Raw genomic sequence first — 25,764 nt, 5'->3', positions numbered from 1 at the left:
TCGACGGTTAACGTGGCAATTACCGATGGCGTCATTATAATGACGCCTGTTCATGCCTGTGGCTTGTTGGCAATACCGTTGTAATCAGGAAATTTCATGGAAAATCAACCTAAGTTGAACTCTAGTAAAGAAGTCATTGCTTTTCTTGCCGAGCGTTTTCCGCTCTGCTTTAGCGCCGAAGGCGAAGCTCGTCCGCTGAAAATCGGTATTTTTCAGGATTTGGTAGAGCGCGTGCAGGGGGAAGAGAATCTCAGCAAAACGCAATTGCGTTCTGCCCTGCGCCTGTACACCTCAAGCTGGCGTTACCTGTACGGCGTCAAAGTTGGCGCGCAGCGCGTCGACCTGGACGGCAATCCGTGCGGTGAACTGGAACAGCAGCATGTCGATCATGCTCGCCAGCAGCTTGAAGAAGCCAAAGCGCGCGTTCAGGCACAGCGTGCCGAACAAAACGCCAAAAAACGTGAAGCCGCCGGTGAATCCGCCGATGCCGCGCCACGCCGTCCGCGCCCAGCCGGTAAAAAGCCTGCTGCACGTCGCGAAGGCGGAGCCGCGCCGGAAAACCGCAAGCCGCGCCCACAAACTCGCCCACAGCCAGCTCGTCAACCTCGTGCAGCAAAAGAGGAAAGCCAGCCGCGTTATGCGCCAGTCACGGATATCTCTAAACTGCAAATTGGCCAGGAAATCAAAGTCAGAGCAGGCAAGAGCGCGATGGATGCTACCGTACTCGAAATCGCTAAAGATGGCGTACGTGTGCAGCTCTCTTCCGGTCTGGCGATGATTGTGCGCGCAGAACACTTGCAGTTCTGATACGGAGGCCAACCAAGGCATGAACAAATTCGTCAGATTAACAGCGATTGCAGGGCTGCTGTGGGCGGGTGTCAGTTACGGCGCGGAAACAGCCAACATCCGCATCGGCCAACTGCCCCAACTGCAACAGGAACCCCAGCACGCTACGGTGAGTGAGCGCGTGACCTCGCGCTTCACTCGCTCTCATTACCGCCAGTTCGCCCTCGACGCGGAGTTTTCAGGCAAGATCTTCGATCGCTACCTGAACATGCTGGACTACAACCATAACGTGTTGCTGGCCTCCGACGTGGCGCAGTTCGCCGGCAAACGCAACCAGGTTGGCGAAGAGCTGAAAACCGGCAAGCTGGACACCTTCTACGCGCTGTTCAATCTGGCGCAGAAACGCCGTTTCGAGCGATACACCTATGCGTTGTCGCTGCTGGAAAAGCCGATGAACTTCACCGGCAACGGCACTATCGATCTCGACCGCAGCAAAGCGCCGTGGCCGAAAGACAAGGCCGAGCTGGATAGCCTGTGGGATGCGAAAGTCACCTATGACGAGCTGAACCTCAAGCTGACCGGCAAGACCGACAAAGAAATCCGCGACACGCTGACCAAGCGTTATCAGTTCGCCATCAAGCGCCTGACGCAAAGCAACAGCGAAGACGTCTTCCAGCTGGCGATGAATGCCTTTGCGCATGAAATCGACCCGCATACCAACTATCTGTCTCCGCGCAACACCGAGCAGTTCAACACCGAGATGAGCCTGTCGCTGGAAGGCATCGGTGCGGTCCTGCAGATGGATGACGACTACACCCTGATCAACTCAATGGTGCCGGGCGGCCCGGCGGCGAAGAGCAAGGCGATCACCGTGGGCGATCGCATCGTCGGCGTCGGCCAGGCCGGCAAACCGATGGTGGACGTGATCGGCTGGCGCCTGGACGACGTGGTGTCGTTGATCAAAGGGCCGAAAGGCAGCAAAGTGCGGCTGGAGATCCTGCCGGCCGGCAAGGGCACCAAAACCCGCGTGGTCACCTTGACCCGCGAGCGCATCCGCCTGGAAGACCGCGCGGTGAAAATGACCATCAAGACCGTCGGCAAAGAGAAGGTGGCGGTGTTCGACATCCCAGGCTTCTACGTCGGTCTGACCGATGACGTGAAAGTGCAGCTGCAGAAGATGGCCAAGCAGAACGTCAAGAGCGTGATCATCGATCTGCGCACCAACGGCGGCGGCGCGCTGACCGAAGCGGTGGCGCTGTCCGGCCTGTTCATTCCGAGCGGCCCGGTGGTGCAGGTGCGCGACAACAACGGCAAAGTGCGTGAAGACGCCGACACCGACGGCGTGACCTACTACAAAGGCCCGCTGGTGGTGCTGGTCGATCGCTTCAGCGCCTCCGCCTCCGAGATCTTTGCGGCGGCGATGCAGGATTACGGCCGCGCGCTGATCGTCGGCGAACCGACCTTCGGTAAAGGCACCGTGCAGCAGTACCGTTCGCTGAACCGCATCTACGATCAGATGCTGCGCCCTGAGTGGCCGGCGCTGGGGTCGGTGCAGTACACCATTCAGAAGTTCTACCGCGTCAACGGCGGCAGCACCCAGCGCAAAGGGGTAACCCCGGACATTCTGATGCCGACCGGCGTCGATCCGGCGGAAACCGGCGAAGCGTTTGAAGACAACGCCATGCCGTGGGACAGCATCAATGCGGCGACCTACAGCAAGACCGGCGATATGGTGCCGTTCGAGCCGGAGCTGCTGAAAGATCACCAGCAGCGCATCGCGCAGAATCCGGAGTTCCAGTACATCGCGCAGGATATCGCGCATTACAAGGCGCTGAAGGATAAACGCAACATCGTGTCCCTCAATCTGGCCGTGCGCGAGAAAGAGAACCACGATGACGATGCGACCCGTCTGAAACGCATCAACGAGCGCCTGGAACGTGCGGGCAAGAAGCCGCTGAAATCGCTCGACGATCTGCCGAAGGATTACCAGGAACCGGATCCGTACCTGGATGAAACCGTGCATATCGCGCTGGACCTGGCTCATCTGGAAAAAGAACAGCCCGCTCAGCAGCCAACGCCGGCCAAATAAGGCCGCGTCAGGCAGGATGAAAAACGCACCCTCGGGTGCGTTTTTTTATGGCCGCGTTACGTGCTGCTCAGACGGCTTTCTTGCGGTGGCGCAGCCCGAGCCGGATGCAGGAAACCACCACCAGCAGGCAGCCGATCAGCGACAGCAACAGCGGGACTTCGTGCCAGAACAGCCAGCCCCAGGCAATATTGAAAACGATGCCGATATAGCGCACCACCGAGACCACGATCAGGTTATCGGAGGAAAAGGCCTGGGTTAAGACAACCTGTCCCAACAGCGATACCAGGGCGATGGCGAGCAGGATGGCAAACTGGTAGACGTTGGGCCAGACGAAGGCGTTCCACATCAGCGGCAGCGAGATCAGCGTCGCGATAAACAGGAAATAGAACACGATCTCGTAGTTGTGGTGGCGTTTGCTGAGCTTGTTGACCGACAGATAGGCGATGGCGGCAAACACCGCGCTCATCACGCCAACCAGCGACGCCAGGGTATACGTTGAGAAATGCCACGGCCGCACCAGCAGCACGGCGCCGATGATGACCAGCGCCAGCCAAAATGCGGTATTGGCACTGATCCGTTCACGCAGCACCAGCAAGGAAAGCAGAATGGAGAAAAACGGCGACAGGTAGGCCAGCATGCTGGCGTCGGCCAGCGTGAGGTGGGCGATGCTGTAAAAATAACAGATGAGATACAGCCCACCCATAGTGCCTCGCAGTACCAGCAGCGGCCGGTCCTCGCGGCTGAAGGCGACGCCGTGGCGATACATCAGCAGCAGAACCAGCAGGCAGCCGATGCTGCTGCGAAAGAACACGATTTCCCCGGTGGGGATGTCGTCGGCGATGGTTTTGACCAACGCATTCATGACGCTGAAAATCAGCGAGGCGAAAATGGCCAGCAGCGCACCCTGATTCATGCTTGCCCCCGCCACTGACGGTAGGTGATGGCCGCCTGTTCGTCGCAGGTATCGTCCAGCAGCGAATGATGGCAATGCTCGGCGCCGATCCGGGTGACGAAGCTCTGCAGCGCCAGCTGAAAGCGCGCCAACAGGTGCCGGGCGGTGGGCATCTCGACGCCAAGCCGCTCCGCCAGCAAGACCAGCGCGCGGAGTTTTCGCACGTCTTCCAGCGGCACGCGCGGCAGGCACCACAGACCTTGAGCATCCTGAAAGACTCGGGCGACCCTGACGGCGGAAAAATCATAGTAGCGACCCTGCGCGTCCGGTTCGGAATAGGGATCGACCAGCAGCGCGGTATAGCGCGTAAACAGCGCATAGCGTTGTTCCGCCGGCGCGAGCTGCGGGAAATGGTCAATCCAGCGGCGGCTGACCATGCGGGAGGGAACCGGGTAGCTGTCGTCGTTCAAAAAGCGCAGCAGGTTGATCTCTTCGACGCCGAGATGGTTGAGCAGCCTTTTGTAATCCTCCGACAGTTCGAGCATATCGGCGATAACCTCGGGACAGAGGGGCCCTTCGGGATAGGTTTTATACAGGTATTGCACCGGCGTCTGCGGCTGGAATATCGCCTTCAGCGTGGTGTCGGCCAGCGCCAGCGGCGGATGAACATAGTTGGTGATGCTGAAGCGCTCGGCGGCCAGCAGGCTGTCGCAGCGCCGGGCGTCGATAGCGTGACGCGCCAGCACCGAGCCGATCCAGTCGAGTTCGGCGCCGTCTGTCGCCGGGCTTTGGGCTGCGAGATAGATCCGCTGTTTGAAGGCCTTGGTATAGGCGCGGTAGGGCTGCGCCGCATCCTGATATTTGGTGTCGGCGTAATAACTGGACAGACTGATGATCCCGACGTGGGATTGGCCAGCCGCCTGCAGCAGGTTTTGCACCATCAGGCCGGAGCCGATGGACGGGGAAAGCAGGATCAACGAACGCAGGTGGGGTAAGGTGGCCCACGGCACCTGCCGCAGCACCTCGTAATAGCGATCGGCGGGCACGGCGAGGATCAGCCGCTGCCAGTCGCCGCCGATCAGCGACAGATCGTCGCAATAACTGTCTACTGCCACCTGCGCATCGTGCTGGGTCTGCCGCGCCTTGCCGACGCCTTCCAGATGCAGGCTGGGCGTGTGCGCGAGATGCGCCTTCAGGCGTTGTCCTTTCTCGCTTGGGCGATTGTACAGGCCGATGCGCGTGTCGGCCGCGGCTTGGATATCCGCAGCCAATTGGATCGCCGCCGGACCGGCGCCGAGGATCAGGGTAGGAAACGCGTTATTCATGGCGATGAGACTCCAAAATCAAGAGATCGTACAGCGGGGTGGCAACCGGTTTACCGCTGACGCGCCAGGGTGAACGGGCAGCCAGATGGTGATAAGGGCAGTTGAAGATCGACTTAAGGCCGTTACCGTAGCGCAGCAGCAGTTTGCCGCGCTGAGGCAGTAAAGGCCGCAGCTGCATCAGCAAGGTCTGCTTGTCCGCCACCAGAGAGGCGATGATGATGTGATCGATGTCGCGGTCGGTCAGGCCGTTCAATTTATCGATGCAGAGGATTTGCCGTGACAGCCCCAGATGGCGCGTGAGGCGGCGGGCAAAACGCTGGGCCGCCGGGTCGCAATCGTAGCAAATGACGGTGGCGGAGAGCCTGGCGACCAGCGCCAGCGCGGTGGTGGGCAAGGCGCCGCTGCCCACCAGCAACACCCGTTCACCGGGTTTGATGTCGGCGGCGGCGATCTCCAGCTGCAGGGCGCTATCGAAATTGTTCAGGTAGGCGTTGGTCTGTGCCGGCTCCCGGCAGAGCGTGGCGACGCGATGCTTCTCGTAATCGCATAAGGCGGCATTGGCCACCGCTCGCAGCTGGGTGATTTGCGCCGTTATCGAGCGATCGTTTTCCAGCTTGCGGCGATAGGCCTGCAGCTGCGGCAGATCGTTAAAGGCCTGCAGGCGGCTGAAGCGCCGTTCCAGCAGGGAAAAATGGCGCCGATCTTGCCGGGCGGAACGGTGAAGCTGGTGGATTTCCTGTTGCAAGCCGGCGAGTTGCGCCAGCATGTCCGCCTTGGTCAGAGTGTACATGGGGTTTCTCCGTGTGCGTGTAACAGCTGTGTCGGCAGCAGAAAGGGGTAGCCTTGGGGGCTGATGCCGCTTTCGATACCGACGCCAAATACGCGGGACATCATCGGGTGCCCCATCATCTGATGGGTGTCGCCGTGGCAAATGACGCGTCCGTGCTCGAGCAAGGTGAGAGAATGGCAGTAGCGCAGCGCCAGCCCCAGATCGTGGATCACCAGCAGCGTGATGCAGCGATGACGCCGGCTGTAGTCGGCGATCTGGTTGAGCACGCGCAGCTGATGGTGGATGTCCAGCGCGCTGGTGGGCTCGTCGAGTAAAATGAGCTGCGGCTGAGAGACGAAGGCCTGCGCCAACATCACCAACTGCCGCTGCCCGCCGCTGAGGCGGTTGAAAGGGCGATCGGCAAGCGCGGAAATGCCGCATTCCGCCAGCGCCTGTTCGACCGCGTCGGCCTGTGCGGCGCTGACGCGCCACCCCAACTGGCGTACCTTGCCCAGCAGCACCATGTCAAACGCGGTCAACGCCGACTCGCCGCGATTGAGCTGCGGCACATAGGCGATGCGGCTGGTTTTCGGATCGAGCGTGCGCTCGCGATAGGCGATAGCGCCGCTGTGCGGCAGCATGCGATTGATCGCTTTGAGCAGCGTCGATTTGCCGGCGCCGTTGGGCCCGATGATGCCGCCGAGCTTTGCCTCCGGCCAGGCCAATGAAACATCGGCTAACAGCTGACGTCGATGCAGCGTGACGCCGACGCCGGTGAGGGTCAGTTGAGTCATGGGCGTTTAACCTGTCGGGTGACGAAGTAGAACAGCACCGGCACGCCGATTAAGGCGATAACGATGCCGATGGGCACTACGCCGTTCGGCAGCACCAGTTTGGCGACGATCGACGCGCACAGCAGCAGCAGGCTGCCGCAAAGGGCGGAAATGCAGATCAGATAGCGTTGATCCTCGCCCACCAGAAAACGGGCGAAATGCGGGGCGATCAGCCCGACGAACCCGATGGTGCCGACAAACGAGACCGAGGCGGCCGTCAGTAAGGTCGCCAGCAGAAAGGCCAGCTTGCGCAGCGCGCTGACGTTGATGCCCAGCCCCTGGGCCTGTTCTTCGCCGGCGGACAGTGCGGTCAGGCGCCAGGCCAGCCGCAGGCTGACGACCAGCGCGCAGAACAGGACGCCGCCGGTGATCGCCACGCCGTGCATATTGGCTTTGAGCAGGCTGCCGAACAGCCAGAAGACGATTTGCTGCATGGCTTCCGGCGAGGCCAGAAACAGCAGCAGGGATTGCAGCGACTGAAAGAAGAACAGCACCACGATGCCGCTCAGCACCAAAATTTGCGGCGTCATACCGCGGCGCTGTCCCAGCAGATAGATAGGTACGCAGGCCAACAGCGCCATTAGCGAAGCCAGCAGCGGCGTGCCCAGTGCCAGCGCGCCACCCAGGCTGAATCCGGTGATGATCGACAGCGCCGCGCCAAATCCCGCCGCGGCCGAGATCCCCAGCGTATACGGGCTGGCGAGGGGGTTGGCCAGCACGGTCTGCATCAACAGACCGGCCAGCGCCAGGCTGGCGCCGACGACCAACGCGGTGAGCGTCATCGGCAAGCGAATCGACCAGAAAACCACCTGATACAGCTCGTTGCCTGGCGCGGAGCCGGGCCAGAGCATGGGCAGGATATCCGAGAGGCTAAGGTGCGCGGCGCCGACGGTCAGATCGACGACGGCGGCCGCCAGCAGCGCGCCGAGCAGCGCCAGCGTCAATAGCCCGCGGCGCAGCCTGCGCCGTTGTAAAAACGCACGTCCTGTGTGGGCCACGGCTACTCTCCTTGCCAGCGTTGCAGGAAGACGCCGTCAGCCTCTATCGGTAAGTATTGGCGGTAGAACTGCGCCAGGTTGCGTGGGGGATCAACGTCGGCAAACGCGGCCGGATAGAGGGCTTTCGCCAGATACTGAACAAAAATAAAATCGTAAATCGTGCGCGCGCCGCCATGGTAGAGCGCATAGAGGCGCTGGTTTTTTATCGCCGGCAGCTGCGGCCAACCGGCACGCCGGGCGTACTGAGCAAGGCGTGCCTGAAGGGGGGCAGCCTGTGCGCCGTAGCCCATCGGTACAGCGTTTGGCATGTTTTCCCAGTCGCCGCCGGCGAGGAAAATGACGTCCGGCTTTTGGGTCAGTACATAGTCGGCGCGTAAAGGCGCGGGGCTAGCGACGACGCCGGCGGCGATATTGCGGGCGCCGGCCAGCTGTAACAGCGGCCCCCAGACGGAGGCGCCATAGCTGCTGCTGTATTCGCCGGGCCCCTTGTCGCCGAGTTCGATATAAGCGGTCGGTGGCGGCAGCTGCGCCTCGCGAATACGCCGCTGAGTATCTTCAAGGCTCTGCCGATACTCGCTGGCCAGCCGTTCTGCACGCTCGGGGTGGCCCATCGCCTGACCCATGGCCCGAATGCTGGCGAGTTTGACTTCCGCACCCTGGTTGAAGTCGACGACGATGTAAGGAATGTTGAGCTGTTGCAGCACCGGCAGGTAGTTGGCGAAGCCGTCGAGCTGCCATTTCGCCAGGATCAGCAGGTCTGGCCGCGTGGTCAGCAGGCGTTCGAAGTCAAAGCTCTGATTGTAGAGCGAACCGACATCGACCAGCTGAGCGAGCCGTGGTAGCGCCGCCTGATAACGCGGCCATTGGCTGGTGCGCAAGGCCCAGTCGCTTTTAGAGAAGGCGGCCACCTGTTGAAAACTGTCCGGGCCGTTTACCGCCAGAAAATCTTCGTAGTAAAAGCCGATATAGGCGCGTTGTGCGGGGGCGGCCAGGGTGACCTGGCGTCCTTCTGCGTCGGTGAGGTGGATTTCAGCTTGCGCGACGTGGCAAAAGAGCAGCCACGCAGTCAGTATACAGACGAGGCGAGGTAACATGATTGACATCCCTTTACGATCAATTGTGATGTTATAATGTAACAATTAATCGCGAGATTCAAACTTTCCTGTCAGGCGAGGCGAGCGCTGCGTGAGCGAAGGCGGTGAGAGCCTGGCGGCCATAAAAAGTGTGCGGGCAATTTTTCTCGACGTCATTTTGCGTGGCCAGGAATTTTTTCTGAGAAATCTCTCCGCCTTGCGCAACAATCGTTTACAATTTGCCAAATCCCGGTCGCGCGTCGTTTTTGTAAAGTTTCGTATTTTTAGTAGGTTAATGACGCGCGACTCTTGAAACTGTGACGAATGCCCATACGATCTAGGGTATCTTAGACAGCGTTTTGTTAACATTTATGAGGAAGTAAACATTTTATGATGCGTATAGCTCTGTTCCTGCTCACCAACCTGGCGGTGATGTTGGTTTTCGGGCTGGTGCTCAGCCTGACAGGAATCCAATCCAGTAGCGTTCAGGGCCTGATGATCATGGCCGGTCTGTTCGGCTTCGGCGGCGCTTTCGTGTCGTTGCTGATGTCCAAGTGGATGGCGCTGCGCTCCGTCGGCGGGGAAGTGATTGAACAACCGCGTAACGAAACCGAAAACTGGCTGCTGGAAACGGTGCGCCGTCAGTCGCAGCAGGCGGGCATCGCCATGCCGCAGGTCGCTATCTACCACGCGCCGGACATCAACGCCTTCGCCACCGGCGCACGCCGCGACGCCTCGCTGGTCGCCGTCAGCACCGGCCTGCTGCAGAGCATGAGCCGCGACGAAGCGGAAGCGGTCATCGCGCACGAAATCAGCCACGTCGCCAACGGCGATATGGTGACCATGACCCTGATTCAGGGCATCGTGAACACCTTCGTCATCTTTATTTCGCGCCTGATCGCGCAGGTCGCCGCCGGCTTCCTGGGCAACCGTGATGGCGAAGGGGAAGGCAACGGCAACCCGATGATTTACTTCGCGGTGTCGATGGTGCTGGAACTGGTGTTCGGCATCCTGGCAAGCATCATCACCATGTGGTTCTCGCGTCACCGCGAGTTCTACGCCGACGCCGGCTCCGCCAAGCTGGTGGGCCGCGAGAAGATGATCGCCGCCTTGCAGCGTCTGAAAACCAGCTACGAACCGCAGGAAGCGGGCAGCATGATGGCGTTCTGCATCAACGGTAAATCCAAGTCGTTCAGCGAGCTGTTCATGTCGCACCCGCCGCTCGACAAGCGTATCGAAGCGCTGCGTTCCGGCCAGTACCTGAAGTAATCGGCTGAATGAAAGGAAAAACCCCGGCTCGCCGGGGTTTTTTTATGTCCGCTATTTCACCTCGCGGCTTGGCTGCGCCGTTGGCGCCGTCGATTGGGTGATGCGCAGGCTGCTGACCGCCGCCGCCAGAGTGGCGAACACACCGGCCAGGATCAGCGATGCGTGGGTGCCGGAGGTGGGGAACAGGTTGAACATCAGCGCCACCAGCGCGGCCCCCGAGGTTTGCCCCAGCAGGCGAGCGGTGCCCAGCATGCCGCTGGCGCCGCCGCTGCGGTTACGCGGCGCGGCGGAGATGATGGTGTGATTGTTGGGCGACTGGAACAGGCCGAAGCCGGCGCCGCACAGCACCATGCGCCAGATGATGTCCCCATTCGACGGATCCGCGGGCAGCAGCGCCAGCGAGAACAGCCCAAGCGCGAACACCGCCAGCCCAATGCAGCCCAGCAGGCCGGCGTGCACGCGCTCCACCAGCCGGCCGGCGATCGGCGCCATGACTACGATCGCCAGCGGCCACGGCGTCAGCAGCAGCCCGGTCGCCACTTCGTCGCGGCCCAATGCGCTTTGCAGGAAGAACGGCAACGACACCATCGCCAGCATTTGCGCAGCAAACGAGCAGATTGAGGTGCCCATCGACAGGGCGAAGATCGGGATGCGCAGTAAATCGACCGGCAGCAGCGGAAATTCCTGGCGCAGCTGGCGGCGCACGAACACCGCGCCAATCGTCAGCAGCGCGGCGATCTCGCTGAAGATCAGCGTCAGGCTTTGGCCCTGGGCGAAGCCGCTGATGGCGGTGATCAGCAGGCCGAAAGTCAACGCGTTCAGCACGGCGCTGGTGGGATCGAAACGGCGGTTATCGCTTTTTTGGCCGTTGGCCGGTAGGAACTTCATGCCCAGCAGCAGCGCGACGAGGCCGATCGGCAGGTTGATGGCGAACAGCCATTGCCAGGAAGCGACCGACAGGATCGCCGCCGCCACCGTTGGCCCGGCCGCCGAGGAGCAGGCGACGATCAGCGAGTTGATGCCCATGCCGCGGCCGAGAAAACGCTGCGGATAGATGATGCGGATCAGCGCGGTGTTGACGCTCATGATGGCGGCGGCGCCAAAGCCTTGCAGCACGCGGGCGATGGTCAGCGTAAGCAGCGAGTCTGACAGGGCGCAGAACAGCGAGGTAATGCTGAACACCAGCAACCCGGCCTGATAGATGCGGCGATAGCCGATCAGATCGCCGAGCGACGCCAGCGACAGCAGAGACACGGTGATCGCCAGCTGATAGGCGTTAACCACCCAAATGGAGCTGGCCGGGCTGGCGTTGAGATCGCGTGCGATGGTGGGCAGCGCCACGTTGGCTATCGCGCCGTCGAGCACGGATACGGTAATGCCGAGGGCGATGGCGAAGATCGCCCCATAGCGTTGCGGGACGGGGAGGCCGTCGGAACAAGGACGCATGTTGGTCTCAGCGGTATTTATTCAGGGGAGTATTATCATGCTAATCATATTCGTCCGTGATTGCATGCCCCTTGTCCGCTTTATTGTAAACGGCGGTGAGCGGACCGGGGTTATCCATTAGGCTTCAATCGCTTAGCGTTCAGCCGCGTTGCGCGCCGCGATCTGTTCCGATTATACTGAAACCCTTGTTTAAATTTCCTGAAACAAAACCGTTAAGTAGGGTATTCACCATGGCTAACGCAGATTCAGACAAGCAACCGGATGCCGTCTCATCCGTGATGAAAGTGTTCGGCATTTTGCAGGCGCTTGGCGATGAGCGCGAGATTGGCATTACCGAACTGTCCCAGCGGGTGATGATGTCCAAAAGCACCGTCTACCGTTTTCTGCAAACCATGAAAGCGCTGGGCTACGTCTCGCAGGAAGGCGAGACGGAAAAGTATGCGCTGACGCTCAAGCTGTTCGAGCTGGGCGCCAAATCGTTGCAGAATGTCGATCTGATCCGCAGCGCCGACGTACAGATGCGCGAGCTGTCGAACCGCACCCGCGAAACCATCCACCTCGGCGCACTGGACGAGGACGGTATCGTCTATATCCACAAGATAGACGCAATGTACAACCTGCGCATGTATTCGCGCATCGGCCGCCGCAACCCGCTGCACAGCACCGCCATCGGTAAAGTGCTGTTGGCCTGGCGCGATCGGGATGAGGTGGCGCAGATCCTGTCGCAGATTGAATTTACCCGCAGCACCGAGCATACCCTGACCAGCGCCGCCGAACTGTTGCCGGTGCTGGAGCGGGTGCGCGAGCAGGGATACGGCGAAGATGCCGAGGAGCAGGAGGCGGGGATCCGCTGCATCGCGGTGCCGGTATTCGATCGGTTCGGGGTGGCGATCGCCGGGCTGAGCCTCTCTTTCCCGACGCTGCGTTTTTCCGAAGCGGCGCGGGAGGAGTATGTGGCGCTGCTGCACGTCGCCGCCCGGCGCATCAGTGAACAGCAGGGCTATCACGACTACCCGTTCTAACCCTTCGCTTCGATGAACAAGGCGCTGCCATGGCAGCGCCTTGTTGCTATTTTGCGCCCGGCGTCAACCGCTGCGCAATCCGCTCCAGCACTAACATCAGCAGCAACGTGGCCGCCACCAGGATCATGGTCAGCGTCGCGCCGTTGGCGATGCTGCCGCGATCGGTCAGGCTGAAGATAGTGACCGGCAGCGTCGTCCAGCTCGGTGGGTAGATCATCATGGTCGCGCCCAGCTCACCCATTGACAGCGACAGGCTGAGGGCGAAGGCGGAGATCATATAGGGAGCGATCATCGGCAGGGTGACGTGACGCAGGCGAAACAACGGCGAAGCGCCCAGGCTGGCGGCGACGTTTTCGTAGTCGCTCGAAAGCCGGGTCAGCCCGGCCATCACGTTGCCGAAGGTGAAGGCGGAAATCAGCACGAAGTGGGCGACGGGCACGATCAGGAAGGTACCGTTCATCTGCAGCGGCCCCTGGCTGAATGCCACCAGCATCCCTAACCCGATCGACACCGAAGGCACCGCGCTGGGTATGAAGAACAGCGTACTCAGCAGGCGCTGGCCGCGCCCCTGATAGTGGCGCAGCGCCAACGCCGCCCAGGTGCCACACAGCAGCGCGAACAGGCTGGCGCTGAAACCGATAGCCAGGCTGGAGACCAGCGCGTCCCAAGAGGCGCCACTGAAGGCCTGGTGGAAATGGCTGAGGGTGAAGCCGCTCGGCAGCACGCCGTTCCACTGTTCGCTCAGGCTGGACATCAGGATCACCGCCAGCGGCAGGCAGAAGAACAGGGCAAACAGCGTGACCGCCAGCGTGCAGGTCAGGGTGCGGCCGGTGCGGGACCAAATCAACATCGTCAGTTCCTCAGCCCGGCGCGCGCCGCGGCGTAGCGGTAAAGGGAGAACAGCCCGAGCGACAGCGCGATATTCACGACGGCGATCGTGCAAGCGACGGCGTAATCCGACTCCAGAATTGCTTTGGAGTAGACCATCATCGGCAGCGTGGTGACGCCCTTGGCACCGATAAACAGCACGATGCCGAACTCATTGGTGGTCAACAGCAAACACAGGCTGCCGCCGGCCAGCAAGGCCGGCAGCGCGGCGGGCAAAATCACCTGGCGCACCACGCGCCCCGGCCGGGCGCCGAGGATGCTGGCGGCCTCGAGCTGGCTGCGATCGATCTGCGACAGCGCCGCCATCAGCGGGCGCATCACCAGCGGCGTAAACACGGTGATTTCCGCCAGGATCACGCCCCAAATGGAGTAAAGAAAGTCCACCGGCGGCAGGGTAAAACCGAAGGCCGCCATCAGCGTGCCGTTCAGCAGGCCGGCGGATCCGTAGATAAAGGTGAAGGCCAGCGTGATCAGGAAGGTCGGCATGGCGATAAAGGTATCGATCACCCGGGCGATCAGCCGGCTGCCGGGGAACGGCGTAAACACCAGCAGCAGCGACAGCAGGGTGCCGAGCACCAGGCAGCCCAGCGTCGCCAGCAGCGCAATCTGCAGCGTGTTGAGCAGGGCGCCGACAAAGCGTCGGGATTCGAACACCTGTTGCAGCGTGGCGGCGCTGAACAGCCCCTGATCGTCGGTAAACGCCTGTTTGACGATCAGCGCCAGCGGATAGAAAAACAGCGTCGCCAGCACCAGCAGCGGCAGCAGGATCCACAGGCGGCGCGGCAAGCGCAGCCGCAGAGCCGGGTGAATAAGCGTAGAGTCGGTCATGTCAGTCCTCGATCAGTACCGCGTCGTCGGGGGCGAAATAGAGCGGCACGCGCTCGCCGATCTGGGGCATCCGGCTGCGATGGGTGGTGACCACGCGCAGCGGATGGCCTTGCGCGTCGAACTGCAGGTGCGTCAATTCCCCCTGCCAGTGAATATCGCGCAGCGTACCGATGAGGCAGTTGCTGCGCTGGGCGTCGGCATCGAGCGCAATATGCTGCGGCCGAATACACAGCAGTTTGTCGAAACCGCGTTGTGCGCCATAGGTAAAGCAGCCGATCACTTTGCCGGCGCAGCTGACGGTGGTCATGCCTTGCCCGGTAGTGGTCTCCAGCGCGGTGGCCGGCAGCAGGTTGGCGCGGCCGAGGAACTCGGCGGCGAAGCGGTTCGTGGGATGGTGGTAAAGCGCGCGGGTCCCGCCGTGGGCGATCAGGTGGCCGTCGCGCATGATGCCAATCTTGTCCGCCAGCGTCAGCGCTTCGCCCTGATCGTGGGTGACGTACAGGATGGTCAGGTCAGGCAGTTCGCGGTGCAGGCGGGCGATCTCTTCCACCATGCTGTGGCGAATTTGCGCGTCCAGCGCCGACAGCGGTTCATCCAGCAGCAAGACTTTGGGGCGCACCGCGATGGCGCGGGCGATCGCCACGCGCTGCTGTTGGCCACCGGAGAGCTGGCTGGGATAGCGCTTGGCGTAGGCGGACATGCCGACGATGGCCAACGCCTCTTCGACGCGCTCGGCGGTGAGGCCGCGCGGCTTGCCCTGGGCGCGCAGACCGAACGCCACATTGTCTTCGACGCGCATATGCGGAAACAGCGCGTAGTTCTGTACCACCATGCCCAGGCCGCGCTCATAAGGTGGCACGTCGGTGACATCGACGTCACCGATGGCAATACGCCCGGCGGAGGGCTGCACGAAGCCGGCGATCGCCCGCAGCACGGTAGTTTTGCCCGAACCGGAGGGGCCGATCAGCGCCAGCACTTCGCCGGGGGCGATGGTGAGCGTCAGGGGTTTCAGCACCTCGGTGCCGCGATACGACACGCTGACGCGGTCGAGCTGAATGCCCGACGGCCCGGCGATGTCCCGGCTGTTATCCCGCGCCTCGGCGCGGGAAGAGAGGGTAGAAGGCATCGTCAGCGTCATTCGGTCACCTTGTGCCAGCGGGAGATATCGGCGGACAGGCTGCTCACCACCTGATTCCAGTCCGGCGCCCAGATGTCCACGCCTTTCAGCGCCGCCTGCGACTGCCTGAAGTTATCATCGGTCGGGGTGACGTCCTTACGCACCGGCATGCCGTAGGAAATGGCGCTGACGCTGCTCTGGGCTTCTTTGCTCAACAGGAAGTCGATCAGCTTTTTGCCGTTGGCGCTTTGCGGCGCGCCTTGCACCAGGCCGACATAGTAAGGCAGCACCAGCGTGCTGCGCTTGCCGTCCGGCCCGGCCGGCCAGAACACCTTCACGTTCGGGTTGCTGCGCATCTGCGCCAGGTTCATCTGCAGATCGCCGTTGGTCACCAGCAGTTCGCCTTTATTGACCAGCGCGGTCAGCTTGCCGGTGGAAGCGGAAGGGCCGACGTTGTTGCTTTGCAGCTTGCCGAGGTAGTCGAAACCGGCGTCTTTGCTGCCGAAGCTGTGAAACGCCTGCAGCATCACCGCGGTGCCGTCACCCGCCTGGCCCGGCGTGGAGTACTGCAGCTTGTTGCGGAACTGCGCGTCCAGCAGCTGTTGATAGCTGGCGGGCGCCTGCGGCAACAGCTTGGCGTTATAGATGAAGCTCAGGTAGTTGTTCACCAGCGGCACGAACTGCGGCTGGGCGTCGGCGATCTGCGCCGCATCCTGCGGGGTGAAATCCTGCAGCAGTTTTTCCGCGGCGGCGCGCTGGATGAACGGCGGCAGCGTCACCAGCACGTCGGCCTGCGGGTTGCTGCGCTCTTTCGACAGCCGCTCGACGATGGCGCCGGAACCGCCTTCGACGTACTGCACCTTGATGCCGGTTGCCTGAGTGAAGGCGTCGAACTGGGTTTGATACCAGCTGTGATCGCCGTCGTGCAGCCCATCGGCGGAGTAGACGGTCACCACCGCGTCGGTGGCCCAGGCCGGCGCGGCGCCGAGTGCGATGGCGGTCATCACGACCAGACGAGAAAGTTTCATAGCTTCAGCCTCACTGTTGCGGGTTAATGCGAAACTGGTATACACCAGATGTGCGGCCAAGCTAATCGGCGAATATGACAAACAAATGAAAGCGGCAAAATAGAGTTGCCGGCAACGGAGATTGGGCGGGGGAGAGAAAAGGGGGCGGCAGGCGCAGCCCCGTCATGCTGGGGGTTAAAGCGTATCGACTTCGATGCGCAGGCTGTCGTGGCGCCAGTATTCGATATCGAAATCGAGAATGCGGCCGTGCTGATCGTAATTCAACCGGCGCAGCAACAAGGCGGGCAGGCCGACCATGGCGCCGAGCGCGTTGGCGGCGCGGTAAGGCAGGGCCGTCGGATAGAACGACAGATGCATGTTGCTGTAAATCAACGCGTAATGCTGTTGATAGACCTCGGTCAGGCTGCCGTTGAGATCGTGGCTGAGCAGTGCCGGCACCCGCTGCGGCAGGCAGTGGTTTTCGCAATAGCAGATGGCGCGGCCGTCGGCGTAACGCACGCGGCGCAGCAGATACACCTGATCGAACGGCTCGAGCGCCAGCGGCTGCATCACGTCGAGCGGCACCGTGGTTTTCTCGCCGGACAGCAGCGCGGTGCGCGGCGTTCGCCCCTGCTCCTGGCAGAGGCGGTGGAAGTTGGTGTTCTGCGTCGGATCCAGCCACAGCCGTTCCGGCGTGACGAACCAGCCGCGGCGATCGGCGCGGTAGATGGCACCGGTGGCCTCCAGCTGCGCCAGGCTCTCGCGAATGGTAACGCGGGTGGTGGAGAAGATGGCGCACAGTTCGCGCTCCGAAGGCAGCTTGTCGCCCGCCTGCAGCGCGCCGCGGGTGATGCGCGCCTGAAGCTGATCCTTGATCTGCAGGTAGTGGGGCATATCGCCCTGATGTTCTTTCATTTCATCTCGCTATGGCATCGGCCCGACATTCCGGCACGCGCTTATTATACATAGCCAGATGAATTTTTTGTTTCACCGCGCTTTGTCGTTTGACCGGGGAAGGAATTTGCCGCCACAATGCCTGTAATCTGGTATAGACCAAATAGGCGAATAACATGTCCGATCGTAACTACCTGCTGTTGACCCCCGGCCCGTTGACCACGTCGAAAACGGTAAAAGAGGCGATGCTGTTCGACAGCTGCACCTGGGATGAAGATTACAACCTGGGCGTGGTGCAAAGCATCCGCCAGCAGTTGGTGGTGCTGGCGACGCCATCTGCCGGTTACACCTCGGTGTTGCTGCAGGGCAGCGGCAGTTTTGCGGTGGAAGGCGTGCTGGGCACGGCCATCGGCCCGCAGGACAAGCTGCTGATCGTCAACAACGGCGCCTACGGGGCGCGAATGATCGAAATGGCGCGGCTGATGGATATCGACCACCACGCTTTCGACTGCGGCGAGGTCAATGAGCCGGACGTGGCGGCGATGGAGGCGGTGCTGAAAAACGATGCGCGCATCAGCCATATCGCCATGGTGCACTGTGAAACCACCACCGGCATGCTCAACCCGCTGCAGAAGGTCGCCGGCCTGGCGGCGCGCAACGGCAAGACCTTTATCGTCGACGCCATGAGCAGCTTCGGTGGCATTCCGCTGGATGTGGACGCGCTGGGCATCGATTTTCTGATCAGCTCCGCCAACAAATGCATTCAGGGGGTGCCGGGGTTCGCTTTCGTCATCGCCCGCCGCAGCGAGCTGGAGAAATGTGCCGGCCGTTCGCGCTCGCTGTCGCTGGATCTGTATGCCCAGTGGCGCTGTATGGAAGACCAGGCCGGCAAATGGCGCTTTACGTCGCCGACCCACACCGTGTTGGCCTTTGCGCAGGCGCTGAAAGAACTGGAACAAGAGGGCGGCATTGCCGCGCGACACCGCCGCTATCAGACCAATCAGCGGCGGCTGGTGGCGGGTATGCGCGAGCTGGGCTTTGAGACTCTGCTTGATGATGCGTTGCATTCGCCGATCATCACCGCGTTCTATTCGCCAAAGGCCGACACTTACCGCTTCGCCGAATTTTATCAGCGCCTGAAGCAGCAAGGATTTGTGATCTATCCCGGCAAAGTGTCGCAGAGCGACTGCTTTCGCATCGGCAACATCGGGGAAATTTATCCGCAAGATATCGAACGTTTGCTGGCGGCCGTCGGGCAGGCGATGTACTGGAATCAATAAGGATTGACCATGAAACAGATCAACGCAGTGATCCTCGACTGGGCCGGCACCACGGTGGACTTCGGCTCCTTTGCGCCAACGCAGATTTTTGTCGAGGCATTCAAACAAACCTTCGATATCGACATCAGCCTGGCGGAGGCGCGCATTCCGATGGGGCTGGGTAAATGGCAGCACATCGAGGCGCTGGGCAAGCTGCCGGCGGTCGACGCGCGCTGGCGGCAGAAGCTGGGCCGTTCGATGACCCATCAGGACATCGACGCGCTGTATCAGGCGTTTATGCCGCTGCAAATCGCCAAAGTGATCGACTTCGCCGATCCCATCGAGGGTGTGCCGCAGGTGATTGCCGGGCTGCGCGAACAGGGCATTAAAATCGGCTCCTGCTCCGGTTATCCGCGTGCGGTGATGGAGGTGCTGGTGCCTGCCGCCGCGCAGCGCGGCTACGCGCCAGATTACTGGATCGCCACTGACGATCTCGCGGCCGGCGGGCGGCCAGGGCCGTGGATGGCGTTGCAGAACGCGATCGCGCTGGGCATCGATGCGGTGGCGCACTGCGTGAAGGTGGACGACGCGGTGCCGGGCATTGCTGAAGGGGTGAACGCCGGGATGTGGAGCGTCGGATTGGCGCTGTCCGGCAATGAGTTTGGCGCGACCTGGCAGGAGTACCGCCAAATGGCGGAAGGTGAGATAGAGCAGCGCCGTACGGCGGCCGCCGATAAGCTGTACGCGGCGGGCGCGCACTATGTGATAGACACGCTGGCGCACTTGCCGGGCGTGATTGCCGACATCAACCGGCGGCTGGCGAACGGCGAGCGGCCGTAACGACCGAGCGCGGGGCATAAAAAAACCGGGGATAATCCCCGGTTTTTTTCGTTTTGAGACGGCGTTAACGGTGAGCCAATTCGACTTCGTCTTCGCTGTCCATCACGGCTTTGTCGGTTTGCTTCATCAGCTGGCTGGTGATGGTGCCTGCCGCCATGGAGCCGTTGACGTTCAGCGCGGTACGGCCCATGTCGATCAGCGGTTCGACCGAGATCAGCAGCGCGACCAGCGTCACCGGCAGGCCCATCGCCGGCAGCACGATCAGCGCGGCGAAGGTGGCGCCACCGCCCACGCCCGCTACGCCGGCGGAGCTGATGGTGACGATGCCGACCAGGGTGGCGATCCACACCGGATCCAGCGGGTTGATGCCGACGGTCGGCGCGACCATTACCGCCAGCATTGCCGGGTAGAGGCCCGCACAGCCGTTCTGGCCGATGGTGGCACCGAACGACGCTGAGAAGCTGGCGATGGATTCCGGCACGCCCAGGCGGCGGGTCTGCGCTTCCACGTTCAATGGAATGCTGGCGGCGCTCGAGCGGCTGGTGAAGGCGAAAGTGATCACCGGCCACACCTTGCGGAAGAACTTCATCGGGTTAACGCCGGTGAAGGCCAGCAGCACAGCGTGCACCACGAACATGATGGCCAGGCCGATGTACGAGGCCACCACAAAGCTGCCGAGCTTGACGATGTCGTGAATGTTGGAACCGGCGACCACTTTGGTCATCAGCGCCAGCACGCCGTACGGCGTCAGCTTCATGACCAGACGCACCAGCTTCATCACCCAGGCCTGCAGGGTGTCGATAGCCACCAGTACGCGCTCGCCTTTCGGCTTGTCGTCTTTCAGCAGCTGCAGCGATGCCACGCCGAGGAAGGTGGCGAAAATCACCACGCTAATGATCGACGTCGGGCTGGCCCCGGTCAGATCGGCGAACGGGTTTTTCGGGATGAACGACAGCACCATCTGCGGCACGGTCAGGTCGGCCAGTTTACCCACGTAGTTGGTCTGGATCGCCGTCAGGCGCGCGCTTTCCTGCGCGCCCTGCACCAGGCCTTCGGCGGTCAGGCCGAACAGGTTGGTGACCAGCACGCCCACCAGCGCCGAGATCAGCGTGGTGAACAGCAGTGTGCCGATAGTCAGGACGCTGATTTTGCCCAGAGAAGAGGCGTTGTGCAGCTTGGCCACCGCGCTCAGGATCGAGGCGAACACCAGCGGCATGACGATCATTTGCAGCAGCTGCACATAGCCGTTGCCGACGATGTTGAACCAGCTGATGGATTCTTTCAGCACCGGGTTGTCGGAGCCGTACACCAGCTGCAGGCCCAGGCCGAACACCACGCCGACCACCAGGCCGACCAGCACTTTTTTCGCCAGGCTCCATTGCTTGTGGCGGGTTTGCGCCAACAGCAACAGGAGCGCGACAAACACCAGCACGTTAATCACGAGCGGAAGATTCATCCCCAATGTCTCCAATAATCTTTCTTATAAAAACGACTACGCATCACGTATGTCGCGATGTAAATATCGTAACAGTTTGCCGAGTGGCCTACTTATATCCAAATGGAATTTGATATAGCTTTTTGTGTGTTTTTGTTCGTTTTATATACATGAAGGTGATGAATTGAGCGGATTTTTGTGATCAGAGTCTGATATTTCTGATTTGTTCGACATAGGATTGCACCGGCAGGGTGAAATCACCTTGCCAACAGATGGCAAACGCCACCAGGCACAGACACAGCACGCGCTCGAGCTGGTTGCCTTTTTGCGAGTTGAGCAGCGGCAGGCGAAAACGCCAGCGGCATGGCCACAGCAGCGGAACGCCGGCGGGAGTGAGCATATCGGCCAGCAGATGGCTGAAGTAACCGATGATCATGGCGTGCAGCGCGTCGGCCGGGATCGGCCAGCTGCGCGGCACGTCCAGCTGGAACAGCGCCATGCCGCCGGCGATCGCCAGCAGGCTGTGGGTGAAGCCGCGGTGGCCGAAGGCGCGGGCGATGGGCAGGGCAATCCAGCGCAGACGCTGGCCCAGTACCGACTTGGGGTGATCGATGTCCGGCAGCAGCGAGGTCAGCAGCGCGGCGGGAATGATGTGCCACCAGTCGCCGGTAGCCAGCTCTGGCGTCACTTCCGCCTTCTTGGCGAAGATCGCGCAAGCGACAGAGAATATAAGGTGTCCTTCCGCGGTCATGCTGTTGCGATTCCGGCTGGTAAACTGTTAATTTATCCAGTATATGGGAAAATTCCCAGTAGTGGAAGCAGTTACCCTGTAACCAATTGTTTATTTTTCCCGGTTTTACAACGGCTTGTTACGGCAATGCGTAACAAATCATCGCTTTTGACGGGCGTGAACAAAAAGCGGGCAATGGGCGGTGCGGAACGGAGAGAAACAAGGGCGGTTTTCAGTACGCAGCGTCGGGAGGAAGCGGCGGCCGCGAAGAGCGCTGCGTGGCAGTGACAACGTTCCGCGGACCGTCGCTTTCCCTGTCGCCCAGCATAATAACAACAGCATGCCGATTCAATAATAATGAAACGCTGTTTCGTTTGTTTTGCTGCACGGATCCCTTTTATGGCGCTGAGCGGAAAGCCGGGGCGCCGGTGGCCGGCGCCGCAGGTCAGGCAAAATGGGCGGGGGTGAGCTGTTCCAGGGTCTCCAGCTGGTGGTCCGCCAGGGCCCAGCGCGGATCGTGGCGATATTCGGCGGCCGGGATCACGATGGAGCGCATGCGCGCGGCCTTGGTGGCGATCATGCCGTTAAAGGAGTCTTCCAGCGTGATGCAGCGCAGTGGATCGCTGCCCAGCCGTTCGGCGGCGATCAGGTAGACCTCCGGGTGTGGTTTGCTGTACGGCAGGTATTCGGCGGAAACCAGCTGATCGAAGTAGGCCTCAAGATCGAACATCTTCAGCACCTGCTGTTGCATATGCAGCGGCGAGGCGGAGGCGAGACCGATGTTCAGCCCCTGCTCGCGGCACAGTTCCAACGCCTGCCGGACGCCCGGCAGCAGCGGGCGCGTCTCGTGCACCAGCTCGATGGCGCGTTCGATAATCCGTGCCGACACCTCATCGAGCGAAACCCCTTGCCACGGCATCGCCTGGTACCACATTTTCACCACCAGATCGATGCGCAGCCCCAGGGTGTCCGGCAGTTTGTGGCGATCGGACAGATCCAGACCCAGTGCGCCGAAGACATCCAGCTCGGCCTGCAGCCACAGCGGTTCCGAGTCGATCAACAAGCCGTCCATATCAAAAATTGCGGTTTCAATGCGTTGCGAATAAGCCATTAACGGTTAACTCCTGCCGGCGCGGGTGAATGTGCCCGACACTCTATCATCGCCGACGGCGAGACTAAAATCTTTGCCTGCGCGTTTGGCTTTTGCCAAAGCGAAGGATATTCCACATCTCGCGCAACTTTAGCCACCAGCGTTGGTGTTGGCGCTCGGTAACCTGTTGCAACATGCGCGCATAGTCCAGCACCAATCCCGGCGTCCAGGTCATGCTTTCGCCACGGCTGCGTAGTACCGCCAGCATCCACAGATTGGGATCCAGCACCAATAACAGAAAACGGCGCCACAGATGTTTATCGCCCAGCACGCCCTCCAGCGCACTGTCGAGCGCGCCGATGACCGTGGTGGAGCAGTTACGCCGGGTCAGGTTGTAAGTCGCATCCTGTCGGTAGCGTAACCAGAATGCGCGCAGCGCCGCCGGGTTATAGCGATAGAACTGAATTTTCTTGTCCGGGGGGCACCAGGCGGCGATCTCGCCCGACAGGTCGGACAGGAAACGTCCGTCGACGTTGTTCTGTTCGCCGGCATGCAACAACTGGCGGAAATCCTGAACGGAATGGCTGATGTCGTTGAGCGGGTAGTGACTGATATACACATCCGGCGCGAGCGCCAGGGCGGCATGACCGGTGGAGATATTGCCGCCGTTGTCGACCGCCGCGATGTATCGGTCGACGATGTAACGCCGGCGCGGATCTTTAGCCGCACCAATCGGTGTCCAGACATACACCGTGAGCGGCGCAGTCTCATCCGCCGGGTGCGGTGGCTGCCGGGTTGGGTGCTGATTCAGAGAAAAGCTTGTCAGTCTGCGGGCGATGCGCAATAAAGCCCAGCCGGAAAGCACCATCATCACGCCGAGGCAAAAGGGCACCGTCATCCGATGCGGCGCCGGCCAGCCGACAAAAATCATCAACGAAAGCAGGATTTCGCCGCCGCCCGCCAGCGCCACGGCTTTCCATCGGCTGTGTTGAATCACCGTGGAGGAGGCGATGCGCACGGCGCCGTCAAGCAGCAGCGCGCTGCCAAACACCACGGTGGCGACGATGTTATCGTCTGCGGGCACGTCCAACATTAAAAAGGCCATAAACACGAAGCCCAGCCCCTTAAGCAGCACCGGCCGGCTGGCCGAAGAGCCGATCACCAGCGCGGCGGATATCGCCACCAGCCCCTCCAGCGCCAGGATGACCGCCAGCGCATCCAGCGCCAGCACGGACCGACCATCCTGCAGGATGTCGAACAGCATCAGCGCCCCTGCGGCTACCCATAGCCAACCGAACAGCACCAGCAGGCGGCGCTGGCCGTGCAGCGCCTGCGCGCCCAGCAATAAGATAATCAGTCGAATCATGACGCCCTCTGGTTAAACGGGTAACCTTATCTCTTCAATGATAGTGCGCGAACGTCGTTAAGCAGTTGATTTCGGCGAATTCGGCTAAGCTTGTAGCACAGCGGGAATGAAGAAAACGGTGGGCGAGTTTCGCCAACTGCAGGTAGACTTAGCCGATTCGGTTACGTCGCTAACAAGGGGAACACATGACGTATCAACAGGCCGGGCGTATCGCCATTTTGAAACGCATTCTCGGATGGGTGGTTTTTATCCCGGCGTTGCTGTCGACGCTGATTTCCGTGCTGGGCTTCATCTATCAGCACAGTGAAAAAACCAAGGGCATCAACGCGGTGATGCTGGATTTTGTTCACGTGATGGTGGACATGGTGCGTTTCAATACGCCGTTCCTGAACCTTTTCTGGTACAACTCGCCGGTGCCTGACGTGGATAAAAGCCTGTTCAGCGGCGCTAATCTGATGTTCATCATCATCTACATACTGATCTTCGTCGGGCTGGCGCTGCAGGCTTCCGGCGCACGCATGTCGCGCCAGGTCAAGTTCATCCGAGAAGGGTTGGAAGACCAGATGATCCTGGAGCAGGCCAAGGGCAGCGAAGGGCACACGCGCCAGCAGCTGGAGGCGCGCATCACGCTGCCGCACCACACCATCTTCCTGCAGTACTTCCCGCTGTATATCCTGCCGATCGTGATTGCGGTGATCGCCTGGTTCGTGATCCGCCTGTTGGGGCAGCTGGCCGGCGCGGCCTGAACCATGAACGGGGCGCCGAGCGGCGCCCCGGAACGTTATGACGCCTCGGGCTGCAACAGCGCCTCCACCGCGCGTTGCGCCGCCACCAGATGCTGGCCACCGAACAGGTTGCTGCGGTTGAGCAGGTAGTACAGCTGATACAGCGGCTGGCGCTCGATAAATCCGGCCCCCAGCGGCCATACGCTCTGATAGCCGTCGTAGATCTGCGGCGGCAGCTCGGGGTACAGCGGCAGCATCGCCAAATCGCACTCCCGGTCGCCCCAGTAGCTGGCCGGATCGAACAGAATCGGCCCGTGGGCGGTCATCGCGCAGTTGCCCGGCCACAGGTTGCCGTGCAGCAGCGAAGGCTGCGGCTGGTGGTGCTGCAAGCGCAGATACACCCGATCGACGATGTCGTCGATGTCACCAAAGGTCATGCCTTTCTCGGCCGCCAGCTGCAGCTGCCAGCCGATGCGCTGTTCGGCGAAGAATTCCGACCAGCGGCGCTGCCAGGCGTTGGGTTGCGGGGTGGTGGTCAGATCGCTGTCGAAGTCGAGGCCGAACTGCGGTTGCTCGCTCCACTGGTGCAGGTGCGCCAGCTGCTGGCCCAGACAGTAGGCGCCGTGGGCGTCGAGGGGTTTCAGCTGCTGATACTCCAGCAGCAGGAAGCTGTAGTCGCGATCGCTGCCGACGCCGTACACTTCCGGCACCCGCACGCTTTTGCTGCGCGCCAGCAACGCCAGCTGATCGGCCTCGGCGGTGAATATCGGCAGTTGTTCACGGGCGTCGCATTTCACGAACACCTCGTTGTCACCGTAACTCACGCGCCACGCCGGGTGAATGTCGCCCCCGGGCAGTTCAATCCTTTCGCGTATCTCTGCGCTGCCAAGATGTTCACTTAACAGACGGCTAACGGCTTGCCACATGGTATTTCCCCCTCTGTGCTGCCTGATAATTCATTAGGTTAGCGTCTTTCCCGTGGTGAAAACACGACGCGGCGCACAGCCGGCGTCAAAGGCGGCGATTTTTTCAGCGCCTCGCCAGCTCAAAGTATATACCCTATTGATTAATTTAAGCGCAATA

The 25,764-nt window shown here is 61.2% G+C and carries 25 protein-coding genes; 8 read left to right on the top strand and 17 right to left on the bottom strand.

The genetic code is table 11. From position 1 onward, the window contains the following. Positions 1-96 precede the first annotated feature (96 nt). Together proQ and prc are read left to right on the top strand one after the other, a co-directional pair. Positions 97-807: an RNA chaperone ProQ gene (gene proQ / locus HMPREF3138_RS09535; protein ID WP_004931497.1), complete on the top strand. Its 711-nt coding sequence runs from the start codon at positions 97-99 to the stop codon at positions 805-807. 19 nt (positions 808-826) lie between these two features. Then, the gene (prc, locus tag HMPREF3138_RS09530) at positions 827-2,875 is read left to right on the top strand and encodes a carboxy terminal-processing peptidase (protein WP_038877658.1); all 2,049 of its coding nucleotides are present in this window, start codon (positions 827-829) and stop codon (positions 2,873-2,875) included. Between the two features lie 67 nt (positions 2,876-2,942). Here the strand turns inward: prc and HMPREF3138_RS09525 are convergent, their stop codons facing one another. The 6 genes from HMPREF3138_RS09525 to HMPREF3138_RS09500 are packed head-to-tail and all read right to left on the bottom strand — an operon-like array spanning position 2,943 to position 8,786. Next, the gene (locus HMPREF3138_RS09525; protein WP_038877656.1) at positions 2,943-3,788 is read right to left on the bottom strand and encodes a DMT family transporter; all 846 of its coding nucleotides are present in this window, start codon (positions 3,786-3,788) and stop codon (positions 2,943-2,945) included. Then, complete coding sequence (locus tag HMPREF3138_RS09520; protein ID WP_038877653.1) at positions 3,785-5,092, bottom strand: opine metallophore biosynthesis dehydrogenase; 1,308 nt, start codon at positions 5,090-5,092, stop codon at positions 3,785-3,787. The genes HMPREF3138_RS09525 and HMPREF3138_RS09520 overlap by 4 nt, the downstream gene beginning before the upstream one ends. Beyond that, positions 5,085-5,882: an SAM-dependent methyltransferase gene (locus HMPREF3138_RS09515; RefSeq protein ID WP_038877650.1), complete on the bottom strand. Its 798-nt coding sequence runs from the start codon at positions 5,880-5,882 to the stop codon at positions 5,085-5,087. Before HMPREF3138_RS09515 ends, HMPREF3138_RS09520 begins: the two co-directional genes overlap by 8 nt. Next, positions 5,870-6,655 carry an ABC transporter ATP-binding protein gene (locus tag HMPREF3138_RS09510; protein ID WP_038877648.1) on the bottom strand — a complete coding sequence of 262 codons (786 nt, stop codon included), beginning with the start codon at positions 6,653-6,655 and terminating at the stop codon, positions 5,870-5,872. Before HMPREF3138_RS09510 ends, HMPREF3138_RS09515 begins: the two co-directional genes overlap by 13 nt. Beyond that, complete coding sequence (locus tag HMPREF3138_RS09505) at positions 6,652-7,692, bottom strand: FecCD family ABC transporter permease (protein ID WP_038877645.1); 1,041 nt, start codon at positions 7,690-7,692, stop codon at positions 6,652-6,654. The genes HMPREF3138_RS09510 and HMPREF3138_RS09505 overlap by 4 nt, the downstream gene beginning before the upstream one ends. A gap of 2 nt (positions 7,693-7,694) precedes the next feature. Beyond that, complete coding sequence (locus HMPREF3138_RS09500; RefSeq protein WP_038877643.1) at positions 7,695-8,786, bottom strand: ABC transporter substrate-binding protein; 1,092 nt, start codon at positions 8,784-8,786, stop codon at positions 7,695-7,697. 91 nt (positions 8,787-8,877) lie between these two features. Between HMPREF3138_RS09500 and HMPREF3138_RS26255 the strand changes: the two genes are divergently transcribed. Then, a complete protein-coding gene (locus tag HMPREF3138_RS26255) occupies positions 8,878-9,078 on the top strand; it encodes a hypothetical protein (RefSeq protein WP_102779890.1) in 201 nt (66 codons plus the stop codon). Positions 9,079-9,155: 77 nt separating this feature from the next. After that, positions 9,156-10,034 carry a protease HtpX gene (gene htpX / locus HMPREF3138_RS09495; protein WP_033638291.1) on the top strand — a complete coding sequence of 293 codons (879 nt, stop codon included), beginning with the start codon at positions 9,156-9,158 and terminating at the stop codon, positions 10,032-10,034. A gap of 51 nt (positions 10,035-10,085) precedes the next feature. Here the strand turns inward: htpX and HMPREF3138_RS09490 are convergent, their stop codons facing one another. Beyond that, positions 10,086-11,480 (bottom strand): MFS transporter, encoded by a 1,395-nt coding sequence (locus tag HMPREF3138_RS09490; RefSeq protein ID WP_038877639.1) that lies wholly within the window; start codon positions 11,478-11,480, stop codon positions 10,086-10,088. A 230-nt stretch (positions 11,481-11,710) separates the two neighbouring features. Here HMPREF3138_RS09490 and kdgR point away from each other — a divergent pair, with 230 nt between their 5' ends. Next, the gene (kdgR, locus tag HMPREF3138_RS09485; protein ID WP_038877637.1) at positions 11,711-12,502 is read left to right on the top strand and encodes a DNA-binding transcriptional regulator KdgR; all 792 of its coding nucleotides are present in this window, start codon (positions 11,711-11,713) and stop codon (positions 12,500-12,502) included. A gap of 46 nt (positions 12,503-12,548) precedes the next feature. Here the strand turns inward: kdgR and HMPREF3138_RS09480 are convergent, their stop codons facing one another. The 5 genes from HMPREF3138_RS09480 to phnR all read right to left on the bottom strand — a co-directional run bounded on the left by HMPREF3138_RS09480 (position 12,549) and on the right by phnR (position 17,257). Then, positions 12,549-13,352, bottom strand: a complete 804-nt coding sequence (locus HMPREF3138_RS09480; RefSeq protein ID WP_038877634.1) for an ABC transporter permease — start codon at positions 13,350-13,352, stop codon at positions 12,549-12,551. 2 nt (positions 13,353-13,354) lie between these two features. Then, a complete protein-coding gene (gene phnU, locus HMPREF3138_RS09475; RefSeq protein WP_038877632.1) occupies positions 13,355-14,218 on the bottom strand; it encodes a 2-aminoethylphosphonate ABC transporter permease subunit in 864 nt (287 codons plus the stop codon). A 1-nt stretch (position 14,219) separates the two neighbouring features. Next, positions 14,220-15,350, bottom strand: coding sequence for a 2-aminoethylphosphonate ABC transport system ATP-binding subunit PhnT (phnT, locus tag HMPREF3138_RS09470; protein ID WP_038877824.1), 1,131 nt, complete (start codon positions 15,348-15,350; stop codon positions 14,220-14,222). A 2-nt stretch (positions 15,351-15,352) separates the two neighbouring features. Further along, entirely contained in the window at positions 15,353-16,363 is a 1,011-nt protein-coding gene (locus HMPREF3138_RS09465) for a 2-aminoethylphosphonate ABC transporter substrate-binding protein (RefSeq protein WP_038877629.1), read from the bottom strand. A 174-nt stretch (positions 16,364-16,537) separates the two neighbouring features. After that, positions 16,538-17,257 carry a phosphonate utilization transcriptional regulator PhnR gene (gene phnR / locus HMPREF3138_RS09460; protein ID WP_038877627.1) on the bottom strand — a complete coding sequence of 240 codons (720 nt, stop codon included), beginning with the start codon at positions 17,255-17,257 and terminating at the stop codon, positions 16,538-16,540. A gap of 155 nt (positions 17,258-17,412) precedes the next feature. Between phnR and phnW the strand changes: the two genes are divergently transcribed. After that, complete coding sequence (gene phnW, locus HMPREF3138_RS09455) at positions 17,413-18,516, top strand: 2-aminoethylphosphonate--pyruvate transaminase (RefSeq protein ID WP_038877625.1); 1,104 nt, start codon at positions 17,413-17,415, stop codon at positions 18,514-18,516. Positions 18,517-18,525: 9 nt separating this feature from the next. Further along, entirely contained in the window at positions 18,526-19,335 is an 810-nt protein-coding gene (gene phnX / locus HMPREF3138_RS09450) for a phosphonoacetaldehyde hydrolase (RefSeq protein WP_038877622.1), read from the top strand. 64 nt (positions 19,336-19,399) lie between these two features. Here the strand turns inward: phnX and HMPREF3138_RS09445 are convergent, their stop codons facing one another. The 4 genes from HMPREF3138_RS09445 to HMPREF3138_RS09430 form a co-directional block, all read right to left on the bottom strand. Next, positions 19,400-20,791, bottom strand: coding sequence for an L-cystine transporter (locus HMPREF3138_RS09445; protein WP_038877619.1), 1,392 nt, complete (start codon positions 20,789-20,791; stop codon positions 19,400-19,402). Positions 20,792-20,972: 181 nt separating this feature from the next. Then, positions 20,973-21,521 (bottom strand): metal-dependent hydrolase, encoded by a 549-nt coding sequence (locus HMPREF3138_RS09440; protein WP_004931456.1) that lies wholly within the window; start codon positions 21,519-21,521, stop codon positions 20,973-20,975. 424 nt (positions 21,522-21,945) lie between these two features. Continuing rightward, positions 21,946-22,611, bottom strand: coding sequence for a hexitol phosphatase HxpB (gene hxpB, locus HMPREF3138_RS09435; protein ID WP_038877616.1), 666 nt, complete (start codon positions 22,609-22,611; stop codon positions 21,946-21,948). 64 nt (positions 22,612-22,675) lie between these two features. Next, positions 22,676-23,956: an HdeD family acid-resistance protein gene (locus tag HMPREF3138_RS09430; protein WP_038877614.1), complete on the bottom strand. Its 1,281-nt coding sequence runs from the start codon at positions 23,954-23,956 to the stop codon at positions 22,676-22,678. A 185-nt stretch (positions 23,957-24,141) separates the two neighbouring features. Between HMPREF3138_RS09430 and HMPREF3138_RS09425 the strand changes: the two genes are divergently transcribed. Beyond that, complete coding sequence (locus HMPREF3138_RS09425; protein ID WP_038877612.1) at positions 24,142-24,702, top strand: YniB family protein; 561 nt, start codon at positions 24,142-24,144, stop codon at positions 24,700-24,702. Between the two features lie 35 nt (positions 24,703-24,737). Here HMPREF3138_RS09425 and HMPREF3138_RS09420 read toward each other — a convergent pair whose 3' ends face one another. Further along, on the bottom strand, positions 24,738-25,607 hold the full coding sequence (locus tag HMPREF3138_RS09420; RefSeq protein WP_004931452.1) for a fructosamine kinase family protein: 870 nt from the start codon (positions 25,605-25,607) through the stop codon (positions 24,738-24,740). Positions 25,608-25,764 lie beyond the last annotated feature (157 nt).

It is taken from the genome of Serratia sp. HMSC15F11, from assembly GCF_001808215.1.
In the GTDB taxonomy this organism is placed as follows: domain Bacteria; phylum Pseudomonadota; class Gammaproteobacteria; order Enterobacterales; family Enterobacteriaceae; genus Serratia; species Serratia nevei.
The sequence above is the reverse complement of the archived record's forward strand: the minus strand, read 5'-3'. Positions and strand labels throughout refer to the sequence as shown.

What these genes read in the sequence shown, in the direction of transcription:
- proQ (WP_004931497.1), top strand. Translation starts at nt 97, where the DNA reads ATGGAAAATCAACCTAAGTTGAACTCTAGTAAAGAAGTCATTGCTTTT.
- prc (WP_038877658.1), top strand. Translation starts at nt 827, where the DNA reads ATGAACAAATTCGTCAGATTAACAGCGATTGCAGGGCTGCTGTGGGCG.
- HMPREF3138_RS09525 (WP_038877656.1), bottom strand. Translation starts at nt 3,788, where the DNA reads ATGAATCAGGGTGCGCTGCTGGCCATTTTCGCCTCGCTGATTTTCAGC.
- HMPREF3138_RS09520 (WP_038877653.1), bottom strand. Translation starts at nt 5,092, where the DNA reads ATGAATAACGCGTTTCCTACCCTGATCCTCGGCGCCGGTCCGGCGGCG.
- HMPREF3138_RS09515 (WP_038877650.1), bottom strand. Translation starts at nt 5,882, where the DNA reads ATGTACACTCTGACCAAGGCGGACATGCTGGCGCAACTCGCCGGCTTG.
- HMPREF3138_RS09510 (WP_038877648.1), bottom strand. Translation starts at nt 6,655, where the DNA reads ATGACTCAACTGACCCTCACCGGCGTCGGCGTCACGCTGCATCGACGT.
- HMPREF3138_RS09500 (WP_038877643.1), bottom strand. Translation starts at nt 8,786, where the DNA reads ATGTTACCTCGCCTCGTCTGTATACTGACTGCGTGGCTGCTCTTTTGC.
- htpX (WP_033638291.1), top strand. Translation starts at nt 9,156, where the DNA reads ATGATGCGTATAGCTCTGTTCCTGCTCACCAACCTGGCGGTGATGTTG.
- HMPREF3138_RS09490 (WP_038877639.1), bottom strand. Translation starts at nt 11,480, where the DNA reads ATGCGTCCTTGTTCCGACGGCCTCCCCGTCCCGCAACGCTATGGGGCG.
- kdgR (WP_038877637.1), top strand. Translation starts at nt 11,711, where the DNA reads ATGGCTAACGCAGATTCAGACAAGCAACCGGATGCCGTCTCATCCGTG.
- HMPREF3138_RS09480 (WP_038877634.1), bottom strand. Translation starts at nt 13,352, where the DNA reads ATGTTGATTTGGTCCCGCACCGGCCGCACCCTGACCTGCACGCTGGCG.
- phnU (WP_038877632.1), bottom strand. Translation starts at nt 14,218, where the DNA reads ATGACCGACTCTACGCTTATTCACCCGGCTCTGCGGCTGCGCTTGCCG.
- HMPREF3138_RS09465 (WP_038877629.1), bottom strand. Translation starts at nt 16,363, where the DNA reads ATGAAACTTTCTCGTCTGGTCGTGATGACCGCCATCGCACTCGGCGCC.
- phnR (WP_038877627.1), bottom strand. Translation starts at nt 17,257, where the DNA reads ATGAAAGAACATCAGGGCGATATGCCCCACTACCTGCAGATCAAGGAT.
- phnW (WP_038877625.1), top strand. Translation starts at nt 17,413, where the DNA reads ATGTCCGATCGTAACTACCTGCTGTTGACCCCCGGCCCGTTGACCACG.
- phnX (WP_038877622.1), top strand. Translation starts at nt 18,526, where the DNA reads ATGAAACAGATCAACGCAGTGATCCTCGACTGGGCCGGCACCACGGTG.
- HMPREF3138_RS09445 (WP_038877619.1), bottom strand. Translation starts at nt 20,791, where the DNA reads ATGAATCTTCCGCTCGTGATTAACGTGCTGGTGTTTGTCGCGCTCCTG.
- HMPREF3138_RS09440 (WP_004931456.1), bottom strand. Translation starts at nt 21,521, where the DNA reads ATGACCGCGGAAGGACACCTTATATTCTCTGTCGCTTGCGCGATCTTC.
- hxpB (WP_038877616.1), bottom strand. Translation starts at nt 22,611, where the DNA reads ATGGCTTATTCGCAACGCATTGAAACCGCAATTTTTGATATGGACGGC.
- HMPREF3138_RS09430 (WP_038877614.1), bottom strand. Translation starts at nt 23,956, where the DNA reads ATGATTCGACTGATTATCTTATTGCTGGGCGCGCAGGCGCTGCACGGC.
- HMPREF3138_RS09425 (WP_038877612.1), top strand. Translation starts at nt 24,142, where the DNA reads ATGACGTATCAACAGGCCGGGCGTATCGCCATTTTGAAACGCATTCTC.
- HMPREF3138_RS09420 (WP_004931452.1), bottom strand. Translation starts at nt 25,607, where the DNA reads ATGTGGCAAGCCGTTAGCCGTCTGTTAAGTGAACATCTTGGCAGCGCA.